Here is a 20,892-nt window from a genome sequence, read left to right as displayed (position 1 = left end):
CGCGTCGCGGACGAAATTCCGCCCTCCAAATGGAGTACGATATGTATACCGTCTCGTGTCAAGCGCTTATATCATAAGCGTCTACATATCAATATATAACTGAAAAGTTATCTATATAGTCATGATTAGAGAATTTTCCGCGATATCTGTTATGCCACTTGCTGACAGCGTAATTTTCAGCCTATCTCTGTATACAGGATGGACACAGAAGGTCCGTGCAGGATGAGGAGAGAAGCTTGTGACAATTGCGCCGCAAAGCGAGATCAGGGAGAAGGCACCTCTTGCCGACCTTCTTTCGCATTATTCCATCGAGGTGACGTCGCGCGACCTCTCGTCGCTGCAGAGCATGACCGCGACCCTGCGTCCGGGCTCGGAGGTCTTCATCGCCCATCTTCCAAAGGAGGATATCGGGCTTCTGGTCAGGGCCGCGGCGGGTTTGAGAGACGCCGGCTTCGTGCCGGTTCCCCATATCGTCGCCCGCAATATCCGCAACCGCCTGGAACTTGACACCATGCTCGCCCGGCTGTCCGAGGAGGCCGGCGTCCGCCACGCGCTCGTCCTCGGCGGCGATCGGGACGATGCCGCCGGGGCCTTCGGCTCCGCGCTGGACCTGATCGAAACCGGGCTCTTCCAGACATATGGCGTCGGCCGCATCGCCATCGCCTGCTACCCGGAAGGGCATCCGCGGATCGCCGGCGCCGTGCTCGACACCGCGCTGACCGCAAAGGTCGATGCGGCTGCCCGTGCCGGGCTCGATGTGTTATTGGTGAGCCAGTTCCTGTTCGATCCGCAGCCGCTCCTCAGCTTTGCGCGGCGGCTGCGCGATCGGGGCGTGGCGGCGCCGCTCAGGGTCGGCATCGCCGGACCGGCCGGCCGCACGAAGCTTCTCAAATACGCGCTTCGCTGCGGCGTCGGCGCATCCTTGCGGGCGCTGCGCGAAAGAAGCGAGATCGCCCGCAACATGCTTTCGGGTGAAACGCCGGAAGAGCTGCTGATCGATATCGCCGCAGCGCAGGCCGCCGAACCGGACCTCGGCATCGGCGGCGCGCATTTCTTCACCTTCGGCGATCCGGCCCAATCCATCCGCTGGGCAGAGCAGCAGGCAGCCTCTGACTGAAACCGGCCGCAAGGCCTCGACCATCATCTTCGTTCAATGGGAGGAATATCATGACGAAACAGAGCCTGGAGCAGAAGCTGAGCGCCGCCGGCAACACGGTGAACATGCTCCGCAATTCGCCGATCGGCGCCTATATCTATCCCGTCGTGCCGCCGGAATTCAGCAACTGGCGCGACGAGCAGCGCGCCTGGCGCGAAACCGCCGTGCTCTTTGACCAGTCGCATCATATGGCCGAACTGATGATCGAGGGGCCGGATGCGCTGAAGCTCATCTCCTATCTGGGCATCAACAGTTTCGCCAATTTCCCGGTCAACCGCGCCAAGCAGTTCGTGCCGGTCAGCCATAGCGGCCATGTCATCGGCGATGTCATTCTCTTCCATCTGGCCGAAAACCAGTACCTGATCGTCGGCCGCGCGCCGACGATCAACTGGGTCGAATTCCACGGGCGGACCGGCGGCTACGACGTGAGGCTCGACCGCGACGACCGTTCGCCGTCGCGACCGGGCGGCAAACCGGTCGTGCGCCGGCGCTACCGCTACCAAATACAGGGGCCGAACGCCTGGAAGATCCTCGAAAAGGTCAATGGCGGGCCGCTCGCCGACGTCAAGTTCTTCAATATGGACACGATGAACATCGGCGGGCGCCGTGTGCGCACGCTGCGCCACGGCATGTCGGGCGCTCCTGGCCTGGAGATTTTCGGGCCCTATGAAGAAGGGGACGAGATCCGCAACGTCATCCTGGAAGCCGGTGAGGAATTTGGCCTGCGCCAGGTCGGCGCCCGTGCCTATGCGACAAACACGCTGGAATCCGGCTGGATTCCCTCGCCGCTGCCGGCAGTTTATACCGACGAGCGCATGAAACCCTTCCGCGAATGGCTGGGCGCCGATAGCTATGAAGCAACCGGCTCGATCGGCGGCAGCTTCGTCTCCGACAACATCGAAGATTATTACCTGACCCCATACGAACTCGGCTACGGCCCGTTCGTCAAATTCGATCACGACTTCATCGGCCGCGCCGCGCTGGAAAAGATCGCCGACACGCCGCATCGCAAGAAGGTGACATTCGCCTGGAACCAGGACGATGTCGCCAAAGTCTTCCAATCGCTGTTCGACCCTTCAAGCGATAACTATAAATATATCGACCTGCCGCTGTCGAACTACGCCTCATCGAGCTACGACCAGGTGATGAAGAGCGGCAGGACGATCGGCCTGTCGATGTTTTCAGGCTACAGCCACAACGAACGCACCATGCTTTCGCTCGGCACGGTCGACCCGGGCGTGCAGGTCGGCGACGTGCTGACCCTCGTTTGGGGCGAACCGGATGGCGGAACCCGGAAGACCACCGTCGAACGTCACAAGCAGCTCGAGATCCGGGTCAAGGTCGCGCCGGTCCCTTACGCGCGTGACGCCCGCGAGGCCTATGCCGACAGCTGGCGTACCCGGCAGACGGCGTAATCCAAGGCCGGACCGCCTGGCCATCCACGCCGGGCGGTCCCCTGCCGCCTTGCCGGTTCCGACCGCATTCTCTCAGCGGCTGTAAACCACGGATACCGCCTCCGCAGCAGCGGCGATATCTGAGGGATGACCGGCCTGCCTGAGAGCCGCGCCATAGGCCACGACATTCGAGAGCGCCGCCTGGAACGAGGCGCGCGGGCCTGTGTGGTTCAGCCGCACGAGGCCGGCCGGCGTGGTTCCCACACCTTCGGTCAACTCCACTCCCAGCCGTCCGGCGGCTGCGATCAGCGCAGCCGGCGCCAAGCCCTCCGGCACCGGCACCGCGGTCACCAGGTTCGAGGCCTTTGCTGCCGAAACCCAGGCCGAAGCGCCGAGCGCGGCTAGCCCCGCCCGTGTCGCCGATGCAGCCAGCGCATGGCGGGTAACGACATTCTCCAGGCCTTCGGCCTCGATGCGGTCGAGTGCGGCCTCCAGCGCGAAGAATTCCAAGGGCGCCGGTGTTCCCGGCAGAGCCCGCCGGCCACCATCGACCCATGTTCTGAGGTCGGCCAGCGACAGGATTGAATCGCGCGGGGCGCCGTCGCTCAGGATCAGATCCCAGGCGCGAGGGCTGAGCGAAAGCGCCGACACGCCGGCCGGTCCGCCGAGCGCCTTCTGCGGGCCGATCACTGCGATGTCGATGCCGAGATGCTCGACGTCGAGCCGATGGCCGCCGACCGAGGCGACCGCATCGACGACAGTGACGATGCCGCGGGTGCGCGCCAGCGCCAGGATCTCCGGCAGCGGGTTCAGAATGCCGCTCGCCGATTCCGCGTGAACCACAGCCAGCACATCGATCTCGGAACCGGCCTCGAGCGCCCAGGCGACTGCTTCGATCTCGATCGGCAGGCCGGGTTCGGCAACGATATCCTGGACCGCTGCACCACCCCGCCGCAGCCATTGCCCGAACCAGCCGCCATAGGGACTGGTGACGATGTTGAGGGCGGAAAGGCCGGGGCGCGCAAGGCTGACCGCGACGGCTTCGAGCGCCACTACCGCCTCGGCCTGCACCAGCACGACGTCGCTGCGGCTGCGCAAGATGCTGCCGATCCTGTCGGCGAGGACGGCATAGCGCTCCGCAGGATAGGAGGGCACGCCGTGCAGGGGATTCCAACCAAGATCGGACATGGGCTTCTCCTTCAGGACGGATCGATCACCAGACGAGGGACGGCGGCAACAAGCGCGCGGGCGGCCTCGGATTGCGGCGCTGCAACGACTGTCGCCGCCGGACCGGTCTCGACGATTCGGCCACCATCCATGACGGCGATGCGGTGGGAGACGGCGCGGACCACGGCAAGATCGTGCGAAATGAACAGACAGGCAATGCCCTGTTGCTTCTGCAGATCGACCAGAAGTTCGAGGATCCGGCCGCGCACGGTGACGTCGAGCGCCGAGACCGCCTCGTCGAGCACCAGCAGCGACGGCCTTGTCGCGATCGCCCGGGCAATCGCCACGCGCTGACGCTGGCCGCCGGAAAGCGCGCGGACCGGCCGGGTGGCGTGATCGGCGGTGAGGCCCACACGTTCGAGAAGCATTGCGATCTCGCCGGCACGCCGGTCTTTCGACACCATGCCGTGGATGCGCAAGGGATCGTCGAGCACCGACCCGACATTCGCCAGCGGGTTGAAGGCGGCCAGCGGATCCTGGAACACCATCTGCAGGCGCGCGCGCCTGCGGCGCAGGGCAGCACCTTTCAGCGTCAGCCAATCCTCTCCCTCGAAACGGATCGCACCGGCATCACAGGAGAGAAGCCGCAGCAGGATGCGCGACAATGTCGATTTTCCGCTGCCGGAGGCACCGACCAGACCGAGCGTTTCGCCAGCTGCGATCGCCAGCGACACATTGTCCAGGGCGACAACCCGGCGGCCCGACGACGAAAAGCCTTTCGAAATGTTTTCGATGGAAAGCAGCGGGCTCACGGCGCTACCTCCGAAATCAGCGGTAGTGTCGCCAGGTCGCGATGGCTGGCAATGAGGGCCGCGGTATAGCTGCTTTCGGGCGCCGAAACCACCGAACGGACGGGACCGGCCTCGACGAGGCGTGCATCGCGGAAAACGGCGATCCGGTCGACAAAGGCGGAAGCGAGCGCGATATCGTGGGTGATGAACAGCAGCGTCATGCCGTCCTCGCGCACCAGCCCGTCGAGCAGGCGGACGATCTCGGCCTGGACGACAACATCGAGGGCGCTGGTCGCCTCGTCGGCGATCAACAGCGCGGGTCTTGCAGCGATGGCCGCGGCTATCGCCACGCGCTGGCGCTGGCCGCCGGAAAGCTGATGCGGAAAGGCCCGCATTGCCTTGCCGGGCTGCGGTATGCGCACCCGTTCGAGCAATTCTTCGGCTCTGAGAAAGGCCTGTTTCCAGCTGACACCGAGATGACGCCTGGCGCCTTCGGCAATCTGCTCGCCGATCGTCAGGACGGGATTGAGGCTCGTGCCGGGATCCTGGAAGACGAAACCGAAATCGCGCCCCGGGCGGGGCGGGTGGCCGAGGGCGGGCCAGACCATCTCGCCGGCGACTTCCGTTCCCTCGGGCAGCAGGCCGGTGAGCGCGCGGGCAAGCGTGCTCTTGCCGGAGCCGCTTTCGCCGATGACTGCCAATCTTTCGCCGACGGCGATATCGAGATCGATACCGTCGAGCGCGGCAGCAGCATTGTTTTTGCCGCGCCCATAGGTGACCGAAAGCTGCCGGACGCTGCAGAAGATGCCGCTCATGCCGCCCTCCCGCCGTCATTGCCAAGCGCCTTGCCAAGACCTTCGCTGAACAGATGGACGCCGAGCACGGTCACGGCAAGTGCTGCGCCCGGGATGACGGAGAGATAGGCAGCCGAGCGCAGCACACTGCGGCCCTCGGCGATCATCGAACCCCAGGTGGCGATATTCGGATTGCCGAGGCCAAGGAAGGACAGCGCGGCCTCGGTCAGGATCGCGCTGGCGACGATGGTGGCGGAAAGCGCCAGCACCGGCGGCAGCGCATTCGGCAGGATTTCCCGGAAGGCGATCTCCGCGGGATGCATGCCGATCACCCTTGCCGAGGCGACGTAATCCTGTTCGCGAATGGAAAGCACCTGCGCCCGTGTCAGCCGCGCCGGATCGGCCCAGGCGCCGAGCGCGATGGCAAGCACGACGATCGGGGTCGACACCCCGATGCTGCTGACGAAGGCGAGGGCAAGCAGGAAGGCCGGCACGATCTGGAAGGCGTCGACCACCCGCATCAGCGCCTCATCGACGATCCCGCCGGCAAAACCGGCGGCCATGCCGACACAGACGCCGAGGATCATCGCCGAAAAGGCCGCCGCAAGGCCGACGGCAAGCGAGGTGCGCGCGCCATATAGGAGGCCGGCGAGCACGTCGCGGCCCAGCCGGTCGGTGCCGAGCGGAAAGGCCGGATCGGTGAAGGGCGGCAGCAGCGCCCGCCCGGCGATCCTGAGTGGATCGCCGGGCGAGACGATGGGGGCAAGCAGCCCGAACAGAAGCAGGATGACAAGGATCGCAAGCCCGATCACTCCTTCCGGTGTGCTGAGGATGCGCCGGAGACGGCTCATGCACCACCCTCCGAAGCGCCGATGCGCGGGTCGAGCCCAGCATAGACGAGATCAACGAGGAAATTGACCGCAATGACAAGCACGGCGCTGGTGAGGATGATCCCCATCAACAGCGGCGCGTCGCGGCCGTTGACCGCTTCTTGCGCCAGGCGCCCGAAGCCGGGGACCGCAAAGACACTCTCGATCACCACGCTGCCGCCGAGCATGGCCGCCGATTGCAGCCCGAGCATGGTGACGAGTGGCAGCAGCGCATTGCGCGCGACATGGCGCAGCACGATGCGGCTGCGCGACAGGCCTTTGGCGCGGGCAAAGAGGACGAAATCGAGTCTCCACACCTGTCCCATGCCGGCGCGCATCACCCGCAGGAACAGAGCGAGATAGATCAGGGCGAGCGCACCAACCGGCAGAACCAGATGGTCTGATATGTCGAGCGCGCGGGAAAAACCGGTTTTTCCTGAAGCGATCGTCTCGATGCCGGCGATCGGAAACCAGCGCAGCTTGACCGAAAAGGCGATGCTGAGGACGAGGCCGAGCCAGAAGCTCGGGATGGCGTAGACGATCAGCGAACCGATCGACAGCGTCCGGTCGCGCACGGACCCCGGCCGCGCGCCCGCCAGGATGCCGAGCGCCGAGCCGAAGCCGAAGGACAGCGCCGTAGCGCTGCCCATTAACAGCAGCGTGTTGGGCAGGCGCTCGGCGATAAGCGCGCCGACGGGCCGGTCGAAGGCGACCGACCAGCCGAGATCGAGCCGCGCCAGCGAGGAGAGATAAAGCCAGAGGCGCGCCAGCATGGAGTGGTCGAGACCGTAGCTCTCACGCAGCGACTGCCTGAGCGCCGCATCGCCGCCGCCGATCGAGCCGAGATAGGCATCGACGGCATCGCCCGAGGCGGATTCGAGCAGGAAAAAGGTGAAGATCACCACGATCAGCAGCACCGGAAGGCTGCTGATCGCCCTGCGCCGCAGGAGGAGGATTGCACGTTTCACGCCGGACAGGGCCTCTGGAAGAGAATTGCCGCCGATCCTATCACGATTGCAAGGCGGTATCGCCCCAGTTCGAGACGGCCCAGCGCGGATTGTCCGAGACGTTGAGCACCGTGTCGCGGGCGACGGTGATGAAGCCCCATTCCGCGACGTTGATCAGCGGCAGATCGGCGACGACGAGCTGTTGGAACTTGCGATAAAGATCGGTGCGCGCCGCCGTATCGACGGTCTCGGAGGCCTGCTTGATGATCTTGTCGAGCTCCGGATTGGCGTAACCGCCCTGGTTGGAGAAGGGCACGCCATCCGGTGTGCCGGACTGAACGAGAATGGTGGTGGAGATCGCCGGATCGCCGCGGAAGACCGGCGGGCCGACGGCAAGGTCGAAATCGTGATCCGTATAAACCGCCTTCAGGTGCGCGGCCGCATCGGCATTGACGATCTCCGCATCGATGCCGATCACGGCGAGCGCCTGGCGAAGGTAATCGCCGAACTGCCGGGTCTCGTTGAAATAGGGCGCGGGGCGAAGCTTCAGCTTAAAGCGGTTGCCGTCCGCTCCTTGTTTGTACCCCGCCTTGTCGAGAATATCGTTGGCGGCGGCCGGACTAAAATCATAGGTCGCGACATCGGATGTATAGAATTCCGGCGCATTCTTCGGCACCGGGCCTGTGGCGGCGCCGGCATAGCCGAGAAATATCGTGTCGACCACGAATTTCTTGTCGATCGCCTGCGCAATCGCCTGGCGGACCCTGAGGTCGGCGAGCTCCTTGCGGCGATGATTGATCTCGACGACAAGCTGATAAGTCAAGGCCTCGTAACCTTTCGAAATCACCTTGATGCCGTCGACCTTGGAGATGCGGTCGAGATCGGCCAGCGGCACGGCCGAGAAGGCGGCAAGCTGGATTTCGTCGGCTTCGAGTGCAGCACCCGCCGAGGCGCGGTCGGGCAGCACGCGGAAGACGATCTCGTCGAGCTTCGGCTGGTCCTTGTCCCAATAATTCTCGTTGCGCGTCAGCCGGTAATATTCGCCGGGCTTGTATTCGGCGAATTTGAACGGGCCGGTGCCGACGAGTTTGTTGTTGGCCGGATTGGCGGCGATGTCGGAACCGTCGAAGATGTGCTTGGCGACGACGCTGGTGACGACGGGCAGGGCGTTGCGGATCAGCTGGAACGGCGTCGGCTTGGAGAAGCGGAAGATGGCGGTGTAATCGTCAGGCGTATCGACGGCTTCGAGATTGGCGAAGACCAGGCGGCCGAGATTCTGCAGCGGCTTCCAGATGTTGAGGGCGGAGAAGGCGACATCGACCGAGGTGAACGGCTTGCCGTCGTGCCAGGTGACGCCGTCGCGCAGCTTGAAGGTGACGGAAAGGCCGTCGGCCGAGCCTTCCCAGGAGGTGGCAAGCCGCGGCGCAAGCCCGTCCTTGCCGTCGAACGAGGCTTCGGCCAGCGGTTCGATCACCTTGCTGGCGATGAAGAAGACGCCGTTCGAAGCGACGATGGCAGGATTGAGGTTCTTCGGCTCGGAATCGGCCGCAACGATCAGCCGGCCACCGGCGGGCGCGGCCTGCGCCAGCGCCTGACGGGCCAGCGCCGTCGAAGCCAGCAGCAGGGCAGTGCCCTTCATCAGCGTGCGCCGCGAGATAGATGGTACGGTCATGACCCCTCCTGATCGATCGAATTGCGAGCGCCCCTATTCAGGGCGAAACGCCAATAGTCATAGAAGTTAAATTCGAAATGGCAGAGCTCTGCGAGACATTTTTTGTCACCCAGTCATTATTTGCTCAGCCGTTTGCGGCAAGGCGTTTTGGCTCGCTAAAGAGATCGCGATAGGCGGCACCCGGATGCGGAGCGACGAGCCGCGGTCCTGCTCCCCCGAGCTTTTCCCGCAGCGTGCCCTTGGCATATTCACTCTTGTAGACGCCGCGCTTCTGCAATTCCGGCACCAGCAGATCCACAGCATCCTCGAAACTCTCGGGCGTCACGGCATAAGCGAGGTTGAAGCCGTCGACATCGGTATCCTCGATCCATTCCTGCATCAGATCGGCGACGGTCTGCGGCGAGCCGACGAAAACCGGGCCGAAACCGCCGACACCAACCCAGTCGGCCATTTCACGCACCGTCCATTCCTTGGTCGGATCGATGGTCGTGAAGGTTTCGACGGCCGATTGCACCGCATTGGTATGACGGTGACGCAGCACCTCGTCCGGCCCGAACTGGCCGAAATCGATGCCGGTCCAGCCGGAGATCAGGGTCAGCGCGCCCTCGAAGGAGGCGTATTTGCGGTATTCGTTGAACTTGCGCTGCGCCTCGGCATCGGTCTCGCCGAGGATGACGGTCTGCAGGTTGAAGGCGAGGATTTCGCGCGGGTTGCGGCCGACGCGCTCGGCCGCCTCGCGGACATTGGCGACATAGCGTTTCAGCACCGCCTTCGACGGCGACGCCACGAAGATGCATTCGGCATGGGCGCCGGCGAAATCCTTGCCGCGGCTGGAGGCGCCCGCTTGGTAGAGCACCGGGGTGCGCTGCGGCGAGGGTTCGCTCAGATGAATGCCGGGCACGCTGAAATGCCGGCCGGAATGGCCGATCGGGTGGACCTTGTCGGGATGGGTGAAGATGCCGGCTTCCCGGTCGCGGACAACGGCGCCGTCCTCCCAGCTGCCCTCCCACAGCTTGTAGCAGACCTCGAGATATTCCTCGGCGAGATCGTAGCGATCGTCATGCCTGGTCTGGGCGGGCTGACCGATATTGAGCGCGCCGCTGTTGAGATAGGAGGTGACGATATTCCAGCCGACGCGCCCCTTTGTGAGATGGTCGAGCGTGGAGATGCGGCGGGCGAAGGTGTAAGGATGCTCGAAGGAGAGCGAGGCCGTCAGGCCGAAGCCGAGATGCTCGGTGGCGTAGGCCATGGTCGGGATGAGCTGAAGCGGATCGTTGACCGGCACCTGCGCCGAATGGCGAAGGGCCGCATCGACATTGCCGTTCAGCACGTCGTAGACGCCGAGCACGTCGGCGATGAACAGGCCGTCGAACTTGCCGCGCTCCAGCGTCTTTGCCAGATGCACCCAATAATCGAGATCCTTGTAGGTCCAGGACTTGTCGCGCGGATGGCGCCAGAGCCCCGGCGACTGGTGTCCGACGCAATTCATGTCGAAGGCGTTCAGCCTGATTTGGCGGGTCATGTCTTTCTTCCTTGGAATTTACGGATTGCTGCGGCCGAGGCCGTAGGTCAGCGCCAGGGCGCCGACGAGCACGGCGCCCTTGACGAAATCCTGGGTGTAATAGGGAGCGTTCAGCATGGTGAGGCCGTTGAGCAGGACGCCGACGAAGACGGCGCCGGCAATCGTACCGAGCACGTTCGGGCGCCGCAGGTTGAGAACCGCAAAACCGATCAGCGCGGCGGCCACCGAATCCATCAGCAACGAGCCGCCGGAGGAAATGTCGCCGCGGCCGACGCGGGCGGCGATGACGATGCCGCCGAGCGAGGCGAGCGTGCCTGAAATGACATAGGCGAGCGTCTTCAGCCTGACGGTCGAGGCCCCGGCGAGCCGGGTGGCGGCTTCGTTGCCGCCGGTTGCAAACAGCAGCCGGCCGATACGGGTGCGTTCGGTGAGAACGAAGAGCAGAACGGCGACCGTCGCCATCAGCACGACGGCGACGGGCAGGGTGCCGAGGATGCTGTAGCGGCCGATCAGCAGGAAGGCCGGATCGTAGGCGCCGGTCGCCTTCGAACCATCCGGCAAGGTCAGGCCTGATGAAATCGACCGGCCGGCCGTGGGGATCAGCTGCAGGCCGGAGAGCAGAAACATCATCGCCAGCGTCGCCAGCAGATCCGGCACCTTCAGGCGGACGATCAGCAGCGCGTTGACGAGGCCGACCAGGGCGCCGAAGGCGAGCACCAGCGGCACCGTCGCATAGGCGTCGAGACCCCAGACGATCATCGCATAACTCGCGGCCATCACGCTCGATGCGGCAACGGCGCCGATCGACAGGTCGAAACCGCCGACGGCGAGCGTAACGGTGACGCCGGCGCCGAGAATGGCGACGACCGATACTGCCTGCAGGATGCTCATCAGATTGGCGATGGTGATGAAGGCGGGCTCGGCGATGGTGAAGCCGACGATCAGCAGCGCCAGCAGGATGAACACCGCGCCCGCCCGCAGGAAAGCGCCAAGGGCCGCAAGCCGATGGCGGTCGGCGCCCGGCAGGATGCCGGTGTGCGGCAGAGTTTCGTCATCGATTGTCGTCATGCGGACATTCCATGGATTTCGGGATGAAGGGCGAGCCCGCCTGCAGCGGGGCTCAGCACGTGGCGGTCGATGACGAGGATGCGGTCGGCCACCTCATAGGCCTCCTCCGGATCGGAGGTGGCGATCAGCGTCGCCCGGTCTGTGCGGGCGCGGATGGCCTGGATGATATCGCGGCGCGCGCCGACATCGACGCCCTGGAAGGGTTCGTCGAGCAGCAGCAACCGGCTCGGCTCCGCCTCCCAGCGGGCGATCACCGCCTTCTGCTGGTTGCCGCCGGAGAGCGACCAGACAGAGGCAAGCGGGCTTGCCGCCTTGATGCCGAGACGGGAGATCGCCTGTTCGGCCTCGCGCCGTTCGCGGCCGCCGGCAAGAAAACCATGCGGATACCATTTGGAAAGATGCGGCAGGCTGATCGTCGCCGCCAGCGAATGGCCCGGCCAGGCCGGCGGCATCAACGAGGACCGGTGACGGTCTTCCGCTGCCATGGCAACACCTGCCGCGATCGCTTCGGCCGGACTTTTCGGCCGGTAGGGCCGGCCGTCGAGATACATCGCGCCACCCTTAAGCGCCGTCACGCCGAAGATCGCCTGGAGCAGCCGGCTCTTGCCGGCGCCGAGCACGCCGGTCACCGCCACCACCTCGCCCTCATGCAGCGACAGATCGAAAGGCGCGCCCGCCGGCAACAGACTGGCATCGCGCATTTCGAAAATCACAGAGCCGGTCGCGGGCCGAGCATGCGGCCGCGCCGCATCGAGCCTGCGGCCGATCATCGTCTCGATGGCGCTCGAAAAATCGATCGGCCGGGTGAAAGTGCCGACGACGCGGCCGCCGCGCATCACCAGCGCGCGGTCGGCGATCGCTTCAAGATCGGCGGTGCGATGCGAGATATAGAGGATCGCCAGCCCGCGGCTGCGAAGCCTAAAGAGAATATCGAAGAGCCGGCGGCTCTCTTCCCCGGAAAGGCTCGCCGTCGGCTCGTCGAGAATGAGGAGATCGGCGCGGTCGCCAAGGGCGCGAGCGATCGCCACCAATTGCCGGTCGGCGCTGGCTAGTTCGCCGAAATCGCGATCGAGCGGCAGGGTGAAGCCGGTGGCATCGAGCATTGCCTGCGCGGCACGGCGAATGCCGGCGCGGGAGACGAAGAAGGGCGTGCTGCGGTCGGCGAAACAGTTGAGCAGCAGGGCATCGGCGACGGTCAGGCCGGCCGCACCGACCAGATCCGTCGACTGATGCACGGTGACGACGCCGGCCCTTGCCGCTTCGGCCGGGCTCTGCGGCGCGAAGGGGCGGCCATCGAGACAGATGGTGCCGCCATCGGCCGTCAGCACGCCGGACAGGATCTTGACCAGCGTCGATTTGCCCGCGCCGTTTGCGCCCATCAGCGCCACGATTTCACCGCGCGCGATCACAAGATCGGCGCCGGCAAGCGCCCGCGTGGAGCCGAAACTGCGGCTTATGTTTTCAACGTGAAGAAGCGGCATCGACAAGATCCGGGACTACATTTGTCTCGGAAGTGTGCCTCGTTCGGACGGTCGAATTCCAGGCACGCATTTCCCCGGCAGCCACCGCCCCGGAAACAAAGAATCTCCCGCAACCCGCAAAATCGGATCATTTAATCTACTAAAAACATAGAGATTATATCTAATAACTTGACGCGTCGCGGGGGCCGCCTGTCAGACGACGCCGCTTATTGTTAAAAGGAACGCGACGATGAAATCCCTCGCACGGCTCGCACTGTCCGCCGCCGTCATTCCGTTCATTTTCATTCAGGGTGCACAGGCCGACGGCCTTTCCGGCGCTCCGGCTCCCTTCGACAAGGGTGGGGTCAAGGTGGCGCTGATCAGCTACATCTCGGCCGGTGATTTCTTTCAGGCCTATCAGGCGGGCGCGGAGGCCCAGGCCAAGGCTCTGGATATCGACCTGCGCGTTTTCCCCGGACGTCAGGATGCCGCCGAACAGCGCGAGCAGATTCTGCAGGCGATCAATCTCGGCGTCTCCGGCATCGTCATCGACCACGGCCTGCCGGAATCGCTCGGCGACGTGGTGCAGCAGGCGCTCGACAAGGGCATCAAGGTCGTGGCCTTCGACGTCAACCTGAACAACCCGAAAATCCCGCAGGTGGAGCAGAGCGATCACGAGCTTGCCTCACTGGCGCTCGACCAGGTGGTGAAGGACAACGGCAAGAGTTTTAACGCCGGCTACGTCTATGTCGCGGGCTTTGCGCCGCTCGACCGCCGCAACGAGGTTTGGGACAAGTTCAAATCGGAGAATGTCGGCGTCGTCGAAAAGGCCCGCTTCGGCAATGTCAGCGACACCACCGCGACCTCGACCGCTGACCAGGCGAAGGCCGCGCTGACTGCCAATCCGGATATTTCGGTGGTCTTCGCCCCCTATGACGAATTCGCCCGCGGCGTGAAGCTCGCCGCCAACGACCTCGGCATATCAAGCAAGCTCAAGATCTATTCGGCCGACGTTTCCACGGCCGATATCCAGGAAATCACCGAGGAAGGCAGCCCTTGGGTTGCGACCGTCGCCACCAACCCGGCGGTGGTCGGCGCAGTCTCCATCCGCGCCGCCGCCCTCGAAATCGCCGGCCAGACGGTTCCTCACCAGATCACCGTGAAGCCGACGCTGCTGACCCAGGAGAGCCTGCGCGCGGCTGGCGTCAAAACGATCGAAGATCTGGCTGAGAAAATCCCGGCCTTCAGCACCAGCGATGCGGCGACCGCCAGCTGGATTCCCGACAAGCTGTTCTGAGGCTCTTTTACTCGATCCTTCCGGCGGGAGCGTGCGGCTCGCGCCGGATCATCTTTTAAAGAATGGAGTTCCGCCCATGAGCCAGTCCAATGTCATCTTCGCCGCGAGCCGCAACCCAACGCGGCAAGACCTCTTTGCCCGTGCCGAGACCATCTCGGCCGAGCTTTCCCAGCGCGCGGCCGAGCTCGACCGCGACGGCCGCCCGCCGCTCGCCGAGATCGTCAAGCTGAAGAATGCCGGGCTGCTCAATGCGCTGCATCCCAAAGAAATCGGCGGCGGCGGCCTCGATTGGGTCGACGGGCTGCGGCTGGTGCGCATCCTCGCCCGGGGCGAGAGCTCGATCGGCCAGTTGCTCGGCTATCACTTCGTCAACAGCCAGTACATCTACTGGGCGCTCGATCCGGCGCGTGCCCATGTGCTGGGCAGTGAAACGGTGGCGAAGAACCTCTATTGGGGTGCGGCCGTCAATCCCCGCGATCCCGGCCTGGTGCTGACGCGCCGCGGCAACGGCTATGTGCTGAACGGACGCAAATCCTTTTCCACGGCGGCGCGGGTTTCCGACTACATCAATGCCAATGCGGCGCTCGACGACAAGATCGCCGGCTTCGCCGTGCCGACCAATCGCCCGGGCTACGTTGCCAATGACGACTGGGACAATATCGGCCAGCGCCTCTCCGACAGCGGCAGCGTCGAGTTCCACGATTTCCCGGTCTACGAGGAGGATTTCGTCGGCGCGCCCGCAGCAGCCGATGTGCCGTCGCCGGTGCTGTCGACCTTCAACACGCCGTTCATCCAGCTGGTCTTCGTCAATTTTTATCTCGGCACCGCCGAAGGCGCGCTGCAGGCGGCCGTCGATTATGTCCGCACCACGACCCGGCCGTGGATTACGTCAGGTGTCGAGCGGGCAGCCGACGATCCCTATATCCTCGAACGCGTCGGCGAATTCACCGCGGCGCTGAAGGCCTCGGCGGCGCTTGCCGACAGCGCGGCAGCCGCCGTGCAAGCCGGTCTCGACCGCGGCCGCGACGTGACGGCGCGCGAGCGCGGCGAGGCGGCGGCGGAAGCCTATGCCGCCAAGGTCCATGCCACCCATGTGTCGCTCGACATCACCGCGCGTGTCTTCGAACTGACGGGCGCCCGCTCGACGGCGGACAAATACCGCTTCGACCGCTTCTGGCGCAATGTCCGCACCCACACGCTGCACGATCCGGTCTTCTACAAGGCGAGGGAAGTCGGTGAATTCGTGCTGAACGACCGGATACCGGAGGTCAGCCTCTACAGCTGAGGCGCGCGCCGACGGCCGAAAAGCAAAATCCCACCGCCGGCGCCGGCGGTGGGATTTTCATTTGTAACGAGGCGAAAACTCAGAGCGCGCCGTTCTTCGGCGGCGTCACACCGTTCAGATGGTAATTGCCGACGACGTGATATTTCCAGCGCACCGGATCGTGCAGCGTATGGGTGCGGGCATTGCGCCAGTGACGGTCGAGATTGAGACCAACCTGCACGGACGAGGTTCCGGCAAGCTCGAAGAGCGTGTTCGAAGCCTCAAGCGCCACTTCTGTGGTCAGCACCTTGGCGGCGGCGACCGCAAGCGTTGCCTCGATCACCTTCTGCTCCGTCGTCTCGACCTGCGCGGCATCGACTTTGTGGCCGGCACGCTCGACAAGGGCGGTCGCGGCTTCGAGCCGGATGGCGATCTGGCCGACCTTGGCGATCGTCAGCGGGTCGTCGGAGGCGCGGTCGAGACCGCTATCCATCCACGGGCGCGATTTCGTCCTGACGAAATCAAGCGTTTCGGCGAAAGCCGCGCGCGCAATGCCGAGATCGATGCCGGCATGGATGATCTGGCCGACGGACCCAATCGTTGTCGGCCGCTCGAAACCCTTGTGATGGAAGACGACGGAATCGGCGCTGACATAGACATTGTCGAGAACAGTCGTGCCGCTGCCGGTGGTGCGCTGGCCGAAACCGTCCCAGTCATCGACGATCTCGACACCTTCGGTGCCCTTCGGCACGAAGGCCATGGTCAGCCGCTCCTCCGCATCGAGGGCGAAGACAGTGATCCAGTCGGCGAAGAGCACGCCTGTGGAATAGAACTTGCGCCCGTTGATCCGGTAGCCCGGGCCGTCGCGGGTGATGCGCGTGTTGTAATGGCCTACCGTCTTGGTGCCGCGCTCGGAAAGCGCATTGCCGAAACGGTCGCCGGCAAGCACTCGACTGAAGAAGTAGCGCTGCTGCTCCTCGCTACCGTCGGTGCGGAGCGCCTCGAGAATATAGAAATGGTTCTGCGGGATCTGGCCGATCGAACCGTCCGCCTGCGACAGGATCGCGGTGATTTCGGCAAGCACCGCGTTCGAAACGTCGAGCCCGCCATATTGCGCCGGCACGGTGATCGCCAGCAGGCCCGACTGAGCGAGCAGGTCGAGCTCGGCAAAAGGCAGGATCCGATCGGCGTCGCGCTCGGGAGCGCGCGCGGCAAATTGCGCCGCCAGCCTTCGGGCGGTTTCAACCGCCTCCTCATCGCTGCCGATACGGTCGGCCACCGGCCGGATCTGATCTGCTTGCCTCAGCACGGTATTCATCGATGTCTCCAATTCTGACGGTCCTATCGGTGAAAGAAATCGAGCGCCGAGATAAGAGTACAAATTCTATAGATGTGATGGAAAATAAAAAGTGTTTGCTTATCGGCCTCCGACCACCGCGGTTAGGGTTTTGGTTCAACCTCCGCGCAGCGACGCCCGAGGGACGATGAAATTCCCGCCTTCGAAAATTCTGCAAATGGAGAAGATTGAGGTGTTTGAGAAGCGTCCGATGCTCCCGCGTCGCGCGCCAGCTTAATCGAGCGATGCGAGATCACGCCTGCCATGAAGGACGCGCACGATATTGACGGTTTGGACCGGTCCTTCGTCCGTGTCCGGAACGGTCTCATAGAGCATAACAAACGGCGCTTCGACCAACATGCGCGCGCCCGGCCGGATTTCCGGTCGGCGCCTGCCAATACGCGGCTGTTCGATCAACAGCTTCGCCTTCCGCTCGAAGCTATCGAAAAGCCGCTCGGCTGCCTGCGGCTGTTCCAGACCGACCTGAACATACATGTCACGAATGTCGGCCAGGGCCTGGGGCAACCAAACGAGATCAACGGGCATTGTTCAGGGCAGCACTTAGTTCCTGACGAGCCTCCTCGCGAAGCCTGTCGAAATCGACCCGCACAGGGTCGCCGCTAGCCTTGCCTTCGTCCCAAAGTTCCCGCAAGCGTTTAGCATCAGCCTGGCGGGCTTCCCATTTGGCCTCCCAGTCGCGAACTGCTTCGCGCACGATTTCGCTTGTGGTGGCATAGGCGCCAGTCTTGACCGCGTCGCGAAGCAGGGCCGCCTGATGCGTGGTAACGGCCACGCTTACTTTCTCGACATTCGGCATTTCTCACATCCTGGATCTGATAGTGGTAAAGTTTACTACCGTCTAAACACTTTGCCAAGCACCACTTCGATTAATCGCCGAAGTTGCCGTTCCAGTGGTCGCCGGTCGAGGAGGGGAGGGGATGGTTCCCTGGAGGCAAGCCGGCAGCGCTCAAACCATGGCCCCAACGTGAAAGGCGTCGCTTTCCCCCGGTATCAACTCAAGCGGCCAGATGATGTTTCGTGCGCCATCAGGATAGAACGCGCGATAGGCCGGCACATGGGCGAGAAGCGTCTGGCCGAGCGCGACGCCGAGATCATAGAGCGAGATACGGAAGCAACTGAGCGAAGGGTTTAGGAACCGTGCGCGCGGGGCATCGCGGAAGCCGATCACGGCAAGGTCCCGCCCGGGCAAGACGCCCGATTCCATCAGGCGGCGGTAGAGGCCGATCGCCATCAGTTCGTAGATCAGGATCACCGCCGTCGGCCGCTCCTCGAGCAGAAGCAGTTCATGCGCCGCCTGATAGCCGCCCTGTTCGCTCGATTTGACGCGGATGACGAGTGACGGATCGAAGGCGATACCGTGCCGCGCGAGCGCGCCGCGATAGCTCTCGAGAAAGACATAGCCGAGGTTGACCTCGCTCGACGGCGCCGTGATCGCGATCCGGCGGTGGCCGCGCGCGACCAGCCGTTCAACGGCACGCTCGGCCACGCCTTCGAAATCGAGATCGATCCAGGGGAAATTGCCGGGGGAAAGGCTGCGGCCAACCGCAACGAAGGGGATCTTTGCCCGCGACAGAAGATCGATGCGCCGGTCGATACGCTGCATATTCGAGATGATCATCGCATCGACGATCCGGCGCGCCACGATCCTCTTCAGATATTCGTGCGGATCCTCGTCGCTCGGGCAGGGCAGCATGATCAGGTCGAGCTTGTGGCGGGCAAAGACGCTCTGCAACCCGCTGGTGACGCCGAGAAAGAAGTTGTCGGCATTTTCGACCGCCTCCGCGCTGGACTCGATCATCAGCCCGATGACCTTCGTCTCTCCCTGCCTCAGGCTCCGGCCCGACTGGTTGGCGACGTAGCCCAACTCCTCGGCCGCCGCCAGCACGCGCCGCCGCGTTTGCTCGTTGACATCGGGCTTGCCGTTCAGCGCCCGGGAAACCGTACCGATCGAAATATCCAGGTGTTCGGCAAGCTGGCGAATCCCTTTCATCGGCTGCGTTTCCTTCCCATGCATAATTTCGCATTTGGCGTCTCTTGACATCGCAAAATGTTTCCGCCAACATTCGTAAACGTTTACGGAGTGCGTGTCACGAGGAGAGTTGGCGCCATTCCCTGGAGGAAATCGTGAAATTCAGTGCCATTCTGTGCGGGTGCGGAGCTATGTCCAAAGGTTGGTTGCGGGCCATCGCGTCCAACCCTGATCTCGCCGACTCCATCACCATTGTCGGCCTCGTCGACCTCAATCGCGAGACGGCGGAACAGCTCGCCGGGGAGTTCGGCCTTAACGACGCCGTCATCGGTTCGGATCTCTCCGAGGTCATCGCGGCCACCAAGGCCGATCTGGTCTTCGACATTGTCATTCCGGCCGCCCGTTACGATGTCGTTTCGACGGCGCTGAAGGCCGGCTGCCATGTGCTCAGCGAAAAGCCGATGGCCGCCTCGCTTGCCGAAGGGGCCGCTCTGATCGATCTCGCCGCTGAAAGCGGCCGCATCCACGCCGTCATTCAGAACCGCCGTTTCATCTCGGGCATCCGGCGCCTGCGCCGTTTCGTCGGCAGCGGCGCGATCGGCGAACTCACCGGCATCCATTGCGACTTTTTCCTCGCGCCGCATTTCGGCGGCTTCCGTGAAGAAATGGACAATGTCCTACTGCTCGACATGGCGATCCACACCTTCGATGCCGCCCGTTACGTCGCCGACCGGAAACCGCTCGCCGTCTATTGCGTCGAGCGCAATCCGAAGGGGTCATGGTATCGGCACGGCGCTTCGGCCAATGCCATCTTCGAATTTTCCGGCGATATCGTCTTCACCTATCGCGGCTCCTGGTGCGCCGAAGGCGAGCGCACCAGTTGGGAAAGCCAGTGGCGTCTCGTCGGCTCGAAGGGCATGCTCACCTGGGACGGTGAGGAGAATTTCAAGGCGACCGTCGCCGGCGAGGAGCCGGGCCTGTTGCGCGGCTCGGCCGCCGTAAACGTTCCCGGTCCGGAGCACGACGCGGAAACCCACGGCCATGCCAGCGTCATTGCCGATTTCATCGCGGCGATCCGCACCGGCAAGCAGCCTGAAACGGTTAATTCCGACAATATCAGAAGCCTCGCCATGGTCTTCGGCGCCATTGAAAGCGCCAAGACCGGCAAGCGCATCGAAATTTCAGCATAGGAAGCGTGACGTGAGCAACCCTGCAAAATCCATTCGCATCGGCACCATGGTCAGCGGCAACAAGGGCGATGCCGCCACGCGCATCGGCGCGATTGCCGACATGGGCTTCGAAAGCTTCGAACCCTTCTTCTGGCAGACCACCAAGGGGCAGAACCTCGCCGAACTCGGCAAGCGCTGCCTCGAGGCGATCGGCGACCGCGACATCACCATCTCGACGCTCGGCATGTTCGGCAATCCGCTGGAAGAGAGCGCCATCGACCTGGAAACGCTGCAGGGCTGGAAGGACTGCATCGACAATGCCCATCATTTCGGTGCGACCTGCGTCGCCGGCTTCACCGGCCGCATCCGCGGCAAACCGCTGACCGACAGTTTACCCCGCTACAAGCACGTCTGGAGCGAGCTTGCCAAGCGTGCCGCCGACAAGGGCATCAGGATCGCCTTCGAGAATTGCGCCATGGACGGCAACTGGCAAAGCGGTGACTGGAACATCGCCCATAATCCGGACGCCTGGGAGCTGATCTTCAACGAGACGCCGGATGATCATATCGGGCTGGAATGGGAACCGTGCCATCAGATGGTTTATCTGATCGACCCCATGCCGCAGATCCGCAAATGGGCGCACAAATTCTTCCACGTCCACGGCAAGGACGCGACCATCCGCTGGGAGGTCATCAAGGAGCACGGCATCTTCGGCAAGGAGAAATTCGTCTTCATGCGCACGCCGGGTTTCGGCGACAGCAACTGGACCGACATCATTTCCGAGCTGCGCCTTGCCGGCTGGTCCGGCTCGATCGACATCGAAGGCTGGCACGACCCGGTTTATCGCGACGAACTCGAAATGACCGGCCAGGTCTATGCGCTGAACCACCTCAAGCATGCCCGGGGCGGCGAATTCGTTGTCGATCCGGTCTGATGATATCGTTTCCGGCAAGGAGGAATTGCCGGACACGGGGATAACCACAAAGGAGGAGAACC

Annotated in this window: 19 protein-coding genes; 6 read left to right on the top strand and 13 right to left on the bottom strand. The window is 63.7% G+C overall.

Annotated elements, in window-relative coordinates; all coding sequences use genetic code 11:
- Positions 1-238 precede the first annotated feature (238 nt).
- Both ATY75_RS06320 and ATY75_RS06315 read left to right on the top strand, forming a co-directional pair.
- Positions 239-1,117, top strand: a complete 879-nt coding sequence (locus ATY75_RS06320) for a methylenetetrahydrofolate reductase (RefSeq protein WP_088936867.1) — start codon at positions 239-241, stop codon at positions 1,115-1,117.
- 50 nt (positions 1,118-1,167) lie between these two features.
- Positions 1,168-2,571, top strand: coding sequence for an aminomethyltransferase family protein (locus ATY75_RS06315; protein WP_088936866.1), 1,404 nt, complete (start codon positions 1,168-1,170; stop codon positions 2,569-2,571).
- 72 nt (positions 2,572-2,643) lie between these two features.
- Here the strand turns inward: ATY75_RS06315 and ATY75_RS06310 are convergent, their stop codons facing one another.
- The 9 genes from ATY75_RS06310 to ATY75_RS06270 all read right to left on the bottom strand — a co-directional run bounded on the left by ATY75_RS06310 (position 2,644) and on the right by ATY75_RS06270 (position 12,861).
- Positions 2,644-3,738, bottom strand: a complete 1,095-nt coding sequence (locus tag ATY75_RS06310; protein WP_088936865.1) for an aminotransferase class V-fold PLP-dependent enzyme — start codon at positions 3,736-3,738, stop codon at positions 2,644-2,646.
- An 11-nt stretch (positions 3,739-3,749) separates the two neighbouring features.
- Positions 3,750-4,529: an ATP-binding cassette domain-containing protein gene (locus tag ATY75_RS06305; protein ID WP_088936864.1), complete on the bottom strand. Its 780-nt coding sequence runs from the start codon at positions 4,527-4,529 to the stop codon at positions 3,750-3,752.
- The gene (locus ATY75_RS06300; RefSeq protein ID WP_088936863.1) at positions 4,526-5,323 is read right to left on the bottom strand and encodes an ABC transporter ATP-binding protein; all 798 of its coding nucleotides are present in this window, start codon (positions 5,321-5,323) and stop codon (positions 4,526-4,528) included. Before ATY75_RS06300 ends, ATY75_RS06305 begins: the two co-directional genes overlap by 4 nt.
- Entirely contained in the window at positions 5,320-6,153 is an 834-nt protein-coding gene (locus ATY75_RS06295; protein ID WP_088936862.1) for an ABC transporter permease, read from the bottom strand. The genes ATY75_RS06300 and ATY75_RS06295 overlap by 4 nt, the downstream gene beginning before the upstream one ends.
- On the bottom strand, positions 6,150-7,139 hold the full coding sequence (locus ATY75_RS06290) for an ABC transporter permease (protein WP_088936861.1): 990 nt from the start codon (positions 7,137-7,139) through the stop codon (positions 6,150-6,152). The genes ATY75_RS06295 and ATY75_RS06290 overlap by 4 nt, the downstream gene beginning before the upstream one ends.
- A gap of 40 nt (positions 7,140-7,179) precedes the next feature.
- Positions 7,180-8,790 (bottom strand): ABC transporter substrate-binding protein, encoded by a 1,611-nt coding sequence (locus ATY75_RS06285; RefSeq protein ID WP_088936860.1) that lies wholly within the window; start codon positions 8,788-8,790, stop codon positions 7,180-7,182.
- Positions 8,791-8,914: 124 nt separating this feature from the next.
- Entirely contained in the window at positions 8,915-10,312 is a 1,398-nt protein-coding gene (locus ATY75_RS06280; RefSeq protein WP_088936859.1) for an LLM class flavin-dependent oxidoreductase, read from the bottom strand.
- 18 nt (positions 10,313-10,330) lie between these two features.
- Positions 10,331-11,380, bottom strand: coding sequence for an ABC transporter permease (locus tag ATY75_RS06275; protein ID WP_088936858.1), 1,050 nt, complete (start codon positions 11,378-11,380; stop codon positions 10,331-10,333).
- Positions 11,377-12,861 carry a sugar ABC transporter ATP-binding protein gene (locus ATY75_RS06270; RefSeq protein WP_088936857.1) on the bottom strand — a complete coding sequence of 495 codons (1,485 nt, stop codon included), beginning with the start codon at positions 12,859-12,861 and terminating at the stop codon, positions 11,377-11,379. The genes ATY75_RS06275 and ATY75_RS06270 overlap by 4 nt, the downstream gene beginning before the upstream one ends.
- A gap of 229 nt (positions 12,862-13,090) precedes the next feature.
- Between ATY75_RS06270 and ATY75_RS06265 the strand changes: the two genes are divergently transcribed.
- Positions 13,091-14,137 (top strand): substrate-binding domain-containing protein, encoded by a 1,047-nt coding sequence (locus tag ATY75_RS06265; RefSeq protein ID WP_064842126.1) that lies wholly within the window; start codon positions 13,091-13,093, stop codon positions 14,135-14,137.
- Between the two features lie 76 nt (positions 14,138-14,213).
- Positions 14,214-15,422: an acyl-CoA dehydrogenase family protein gene (locus tag ATY75_RS06260; protein ID WP_088936856.1), complete on the top strand. Its 1,209-nt coding sequence runs from the start codon at positions 14,214-14,216 to the stop codon at positions 15,420-15,422.
- A 79-nt stretch (positions 15,423-15,501) separates the two neighbouring features.
- Here the strand turns inward: ATY75_RS06260 and ATY75_RS06255 are convergent, their stop codons facing one another.
- The 4 genes from ATY75_RS06255 to ATY75_RS06240 all read right to left on the bottom strand — a co-directional run bounded on the left by ATY75_RS06255 (position 15,502) and on the right by ATY75_RS06240 (position 18,748).
- A complete protein-coding gene (locus ATY75_RS06255) occupies positions 15,502-16,719 on the bottom strand; it encodes an SfnB family sulfur acquisition oxidoreductase (protein WP_088936855.1) in 1,218 nt (405 codons plus the stop codon).
- Positions 16,720-16,971: 252 nt separating this feature from the next.
- A complete protein-coding gene (locus ATY75_RS06250) occupies positions 16,972-17,283 on the bottom strand; it encodes a type II toxin-antitoxin system RelE/ParE family toxin (protein ID WP_088936854.1) in 312 nt (103 codons plus the stop codon).
- Positions 17,273-17,554 (bottom strand): type II toxin-antitoxin system ParD family antitoxin, encoded by a 282-nt coding sequence (locus tag ATY75_RS06245; protein ID WP_064842116.1) that lies wholly within the window; start codon positions 17,552-17,554, stop codon positions 17,273-17,275. Before ATY75_RS06245 ends, ATY75_RS06250 begins: the two co-directional genes overlap by 11 nt.
- A 150-nt stretch (positions 17,555-17,704) precedes the next feature.
- A complete protein-coding gene (locus ATY75_RS06240; protein ID WP_088936918.1) occupies positions 17,705-18,748 on the bottom strand; it encodes a substrate-binding domain-containing protein in 1,044 nt (347 codons plus the stop codon).
- A gap of 134 nt (positions 18,749-18,882) precedes the next feature.
- Here ATY75_RS06240 and ATY75_RS06235 point away from each other — a divergent pair, with 134 nt between their 5' ends.
- On the top strand, positions 18,883-19,917 hold the full coding sequence (locus ATY75_RS06235) for a Gfo/Idh/MocA family oxidoreductase (RefSeq protein WP_088936853.1): 1,035 nt from the start codon (positions 18,883-18,885) through the stop codon (positions 19,915-19,917).
- A 10-nt stretch (positions 19,918-19,927) separates the two neighbouring features.
- Positions 19,928-20,830, top strand: coding sequence for a sugar phosphate isomerase/epimerase (locus ATY75_RS06230; RefSeq protein ID WP_088936852.1), 903 nt, complete (start codon positions 19,928-19,930; stop codon positions 20,828-20,830).
- The last annotated feature ends 62 nt before the right edge of the window (positions 20,831-20,892 follow it).

Source organism: Rhizobium sp. N122 (assembly GCF_002211295.1).
Lineage (GTDB): Bacteria > Pseudomonadota > Alphaproteobacteria > Rhizobiales > Rhizobiaceae > Rhizobium.
The sequence above is the reverse complement of the archived record's forward strand: the minus strand, read 5'-3'. Positions and strand labels throughout refer to the sequence as shown.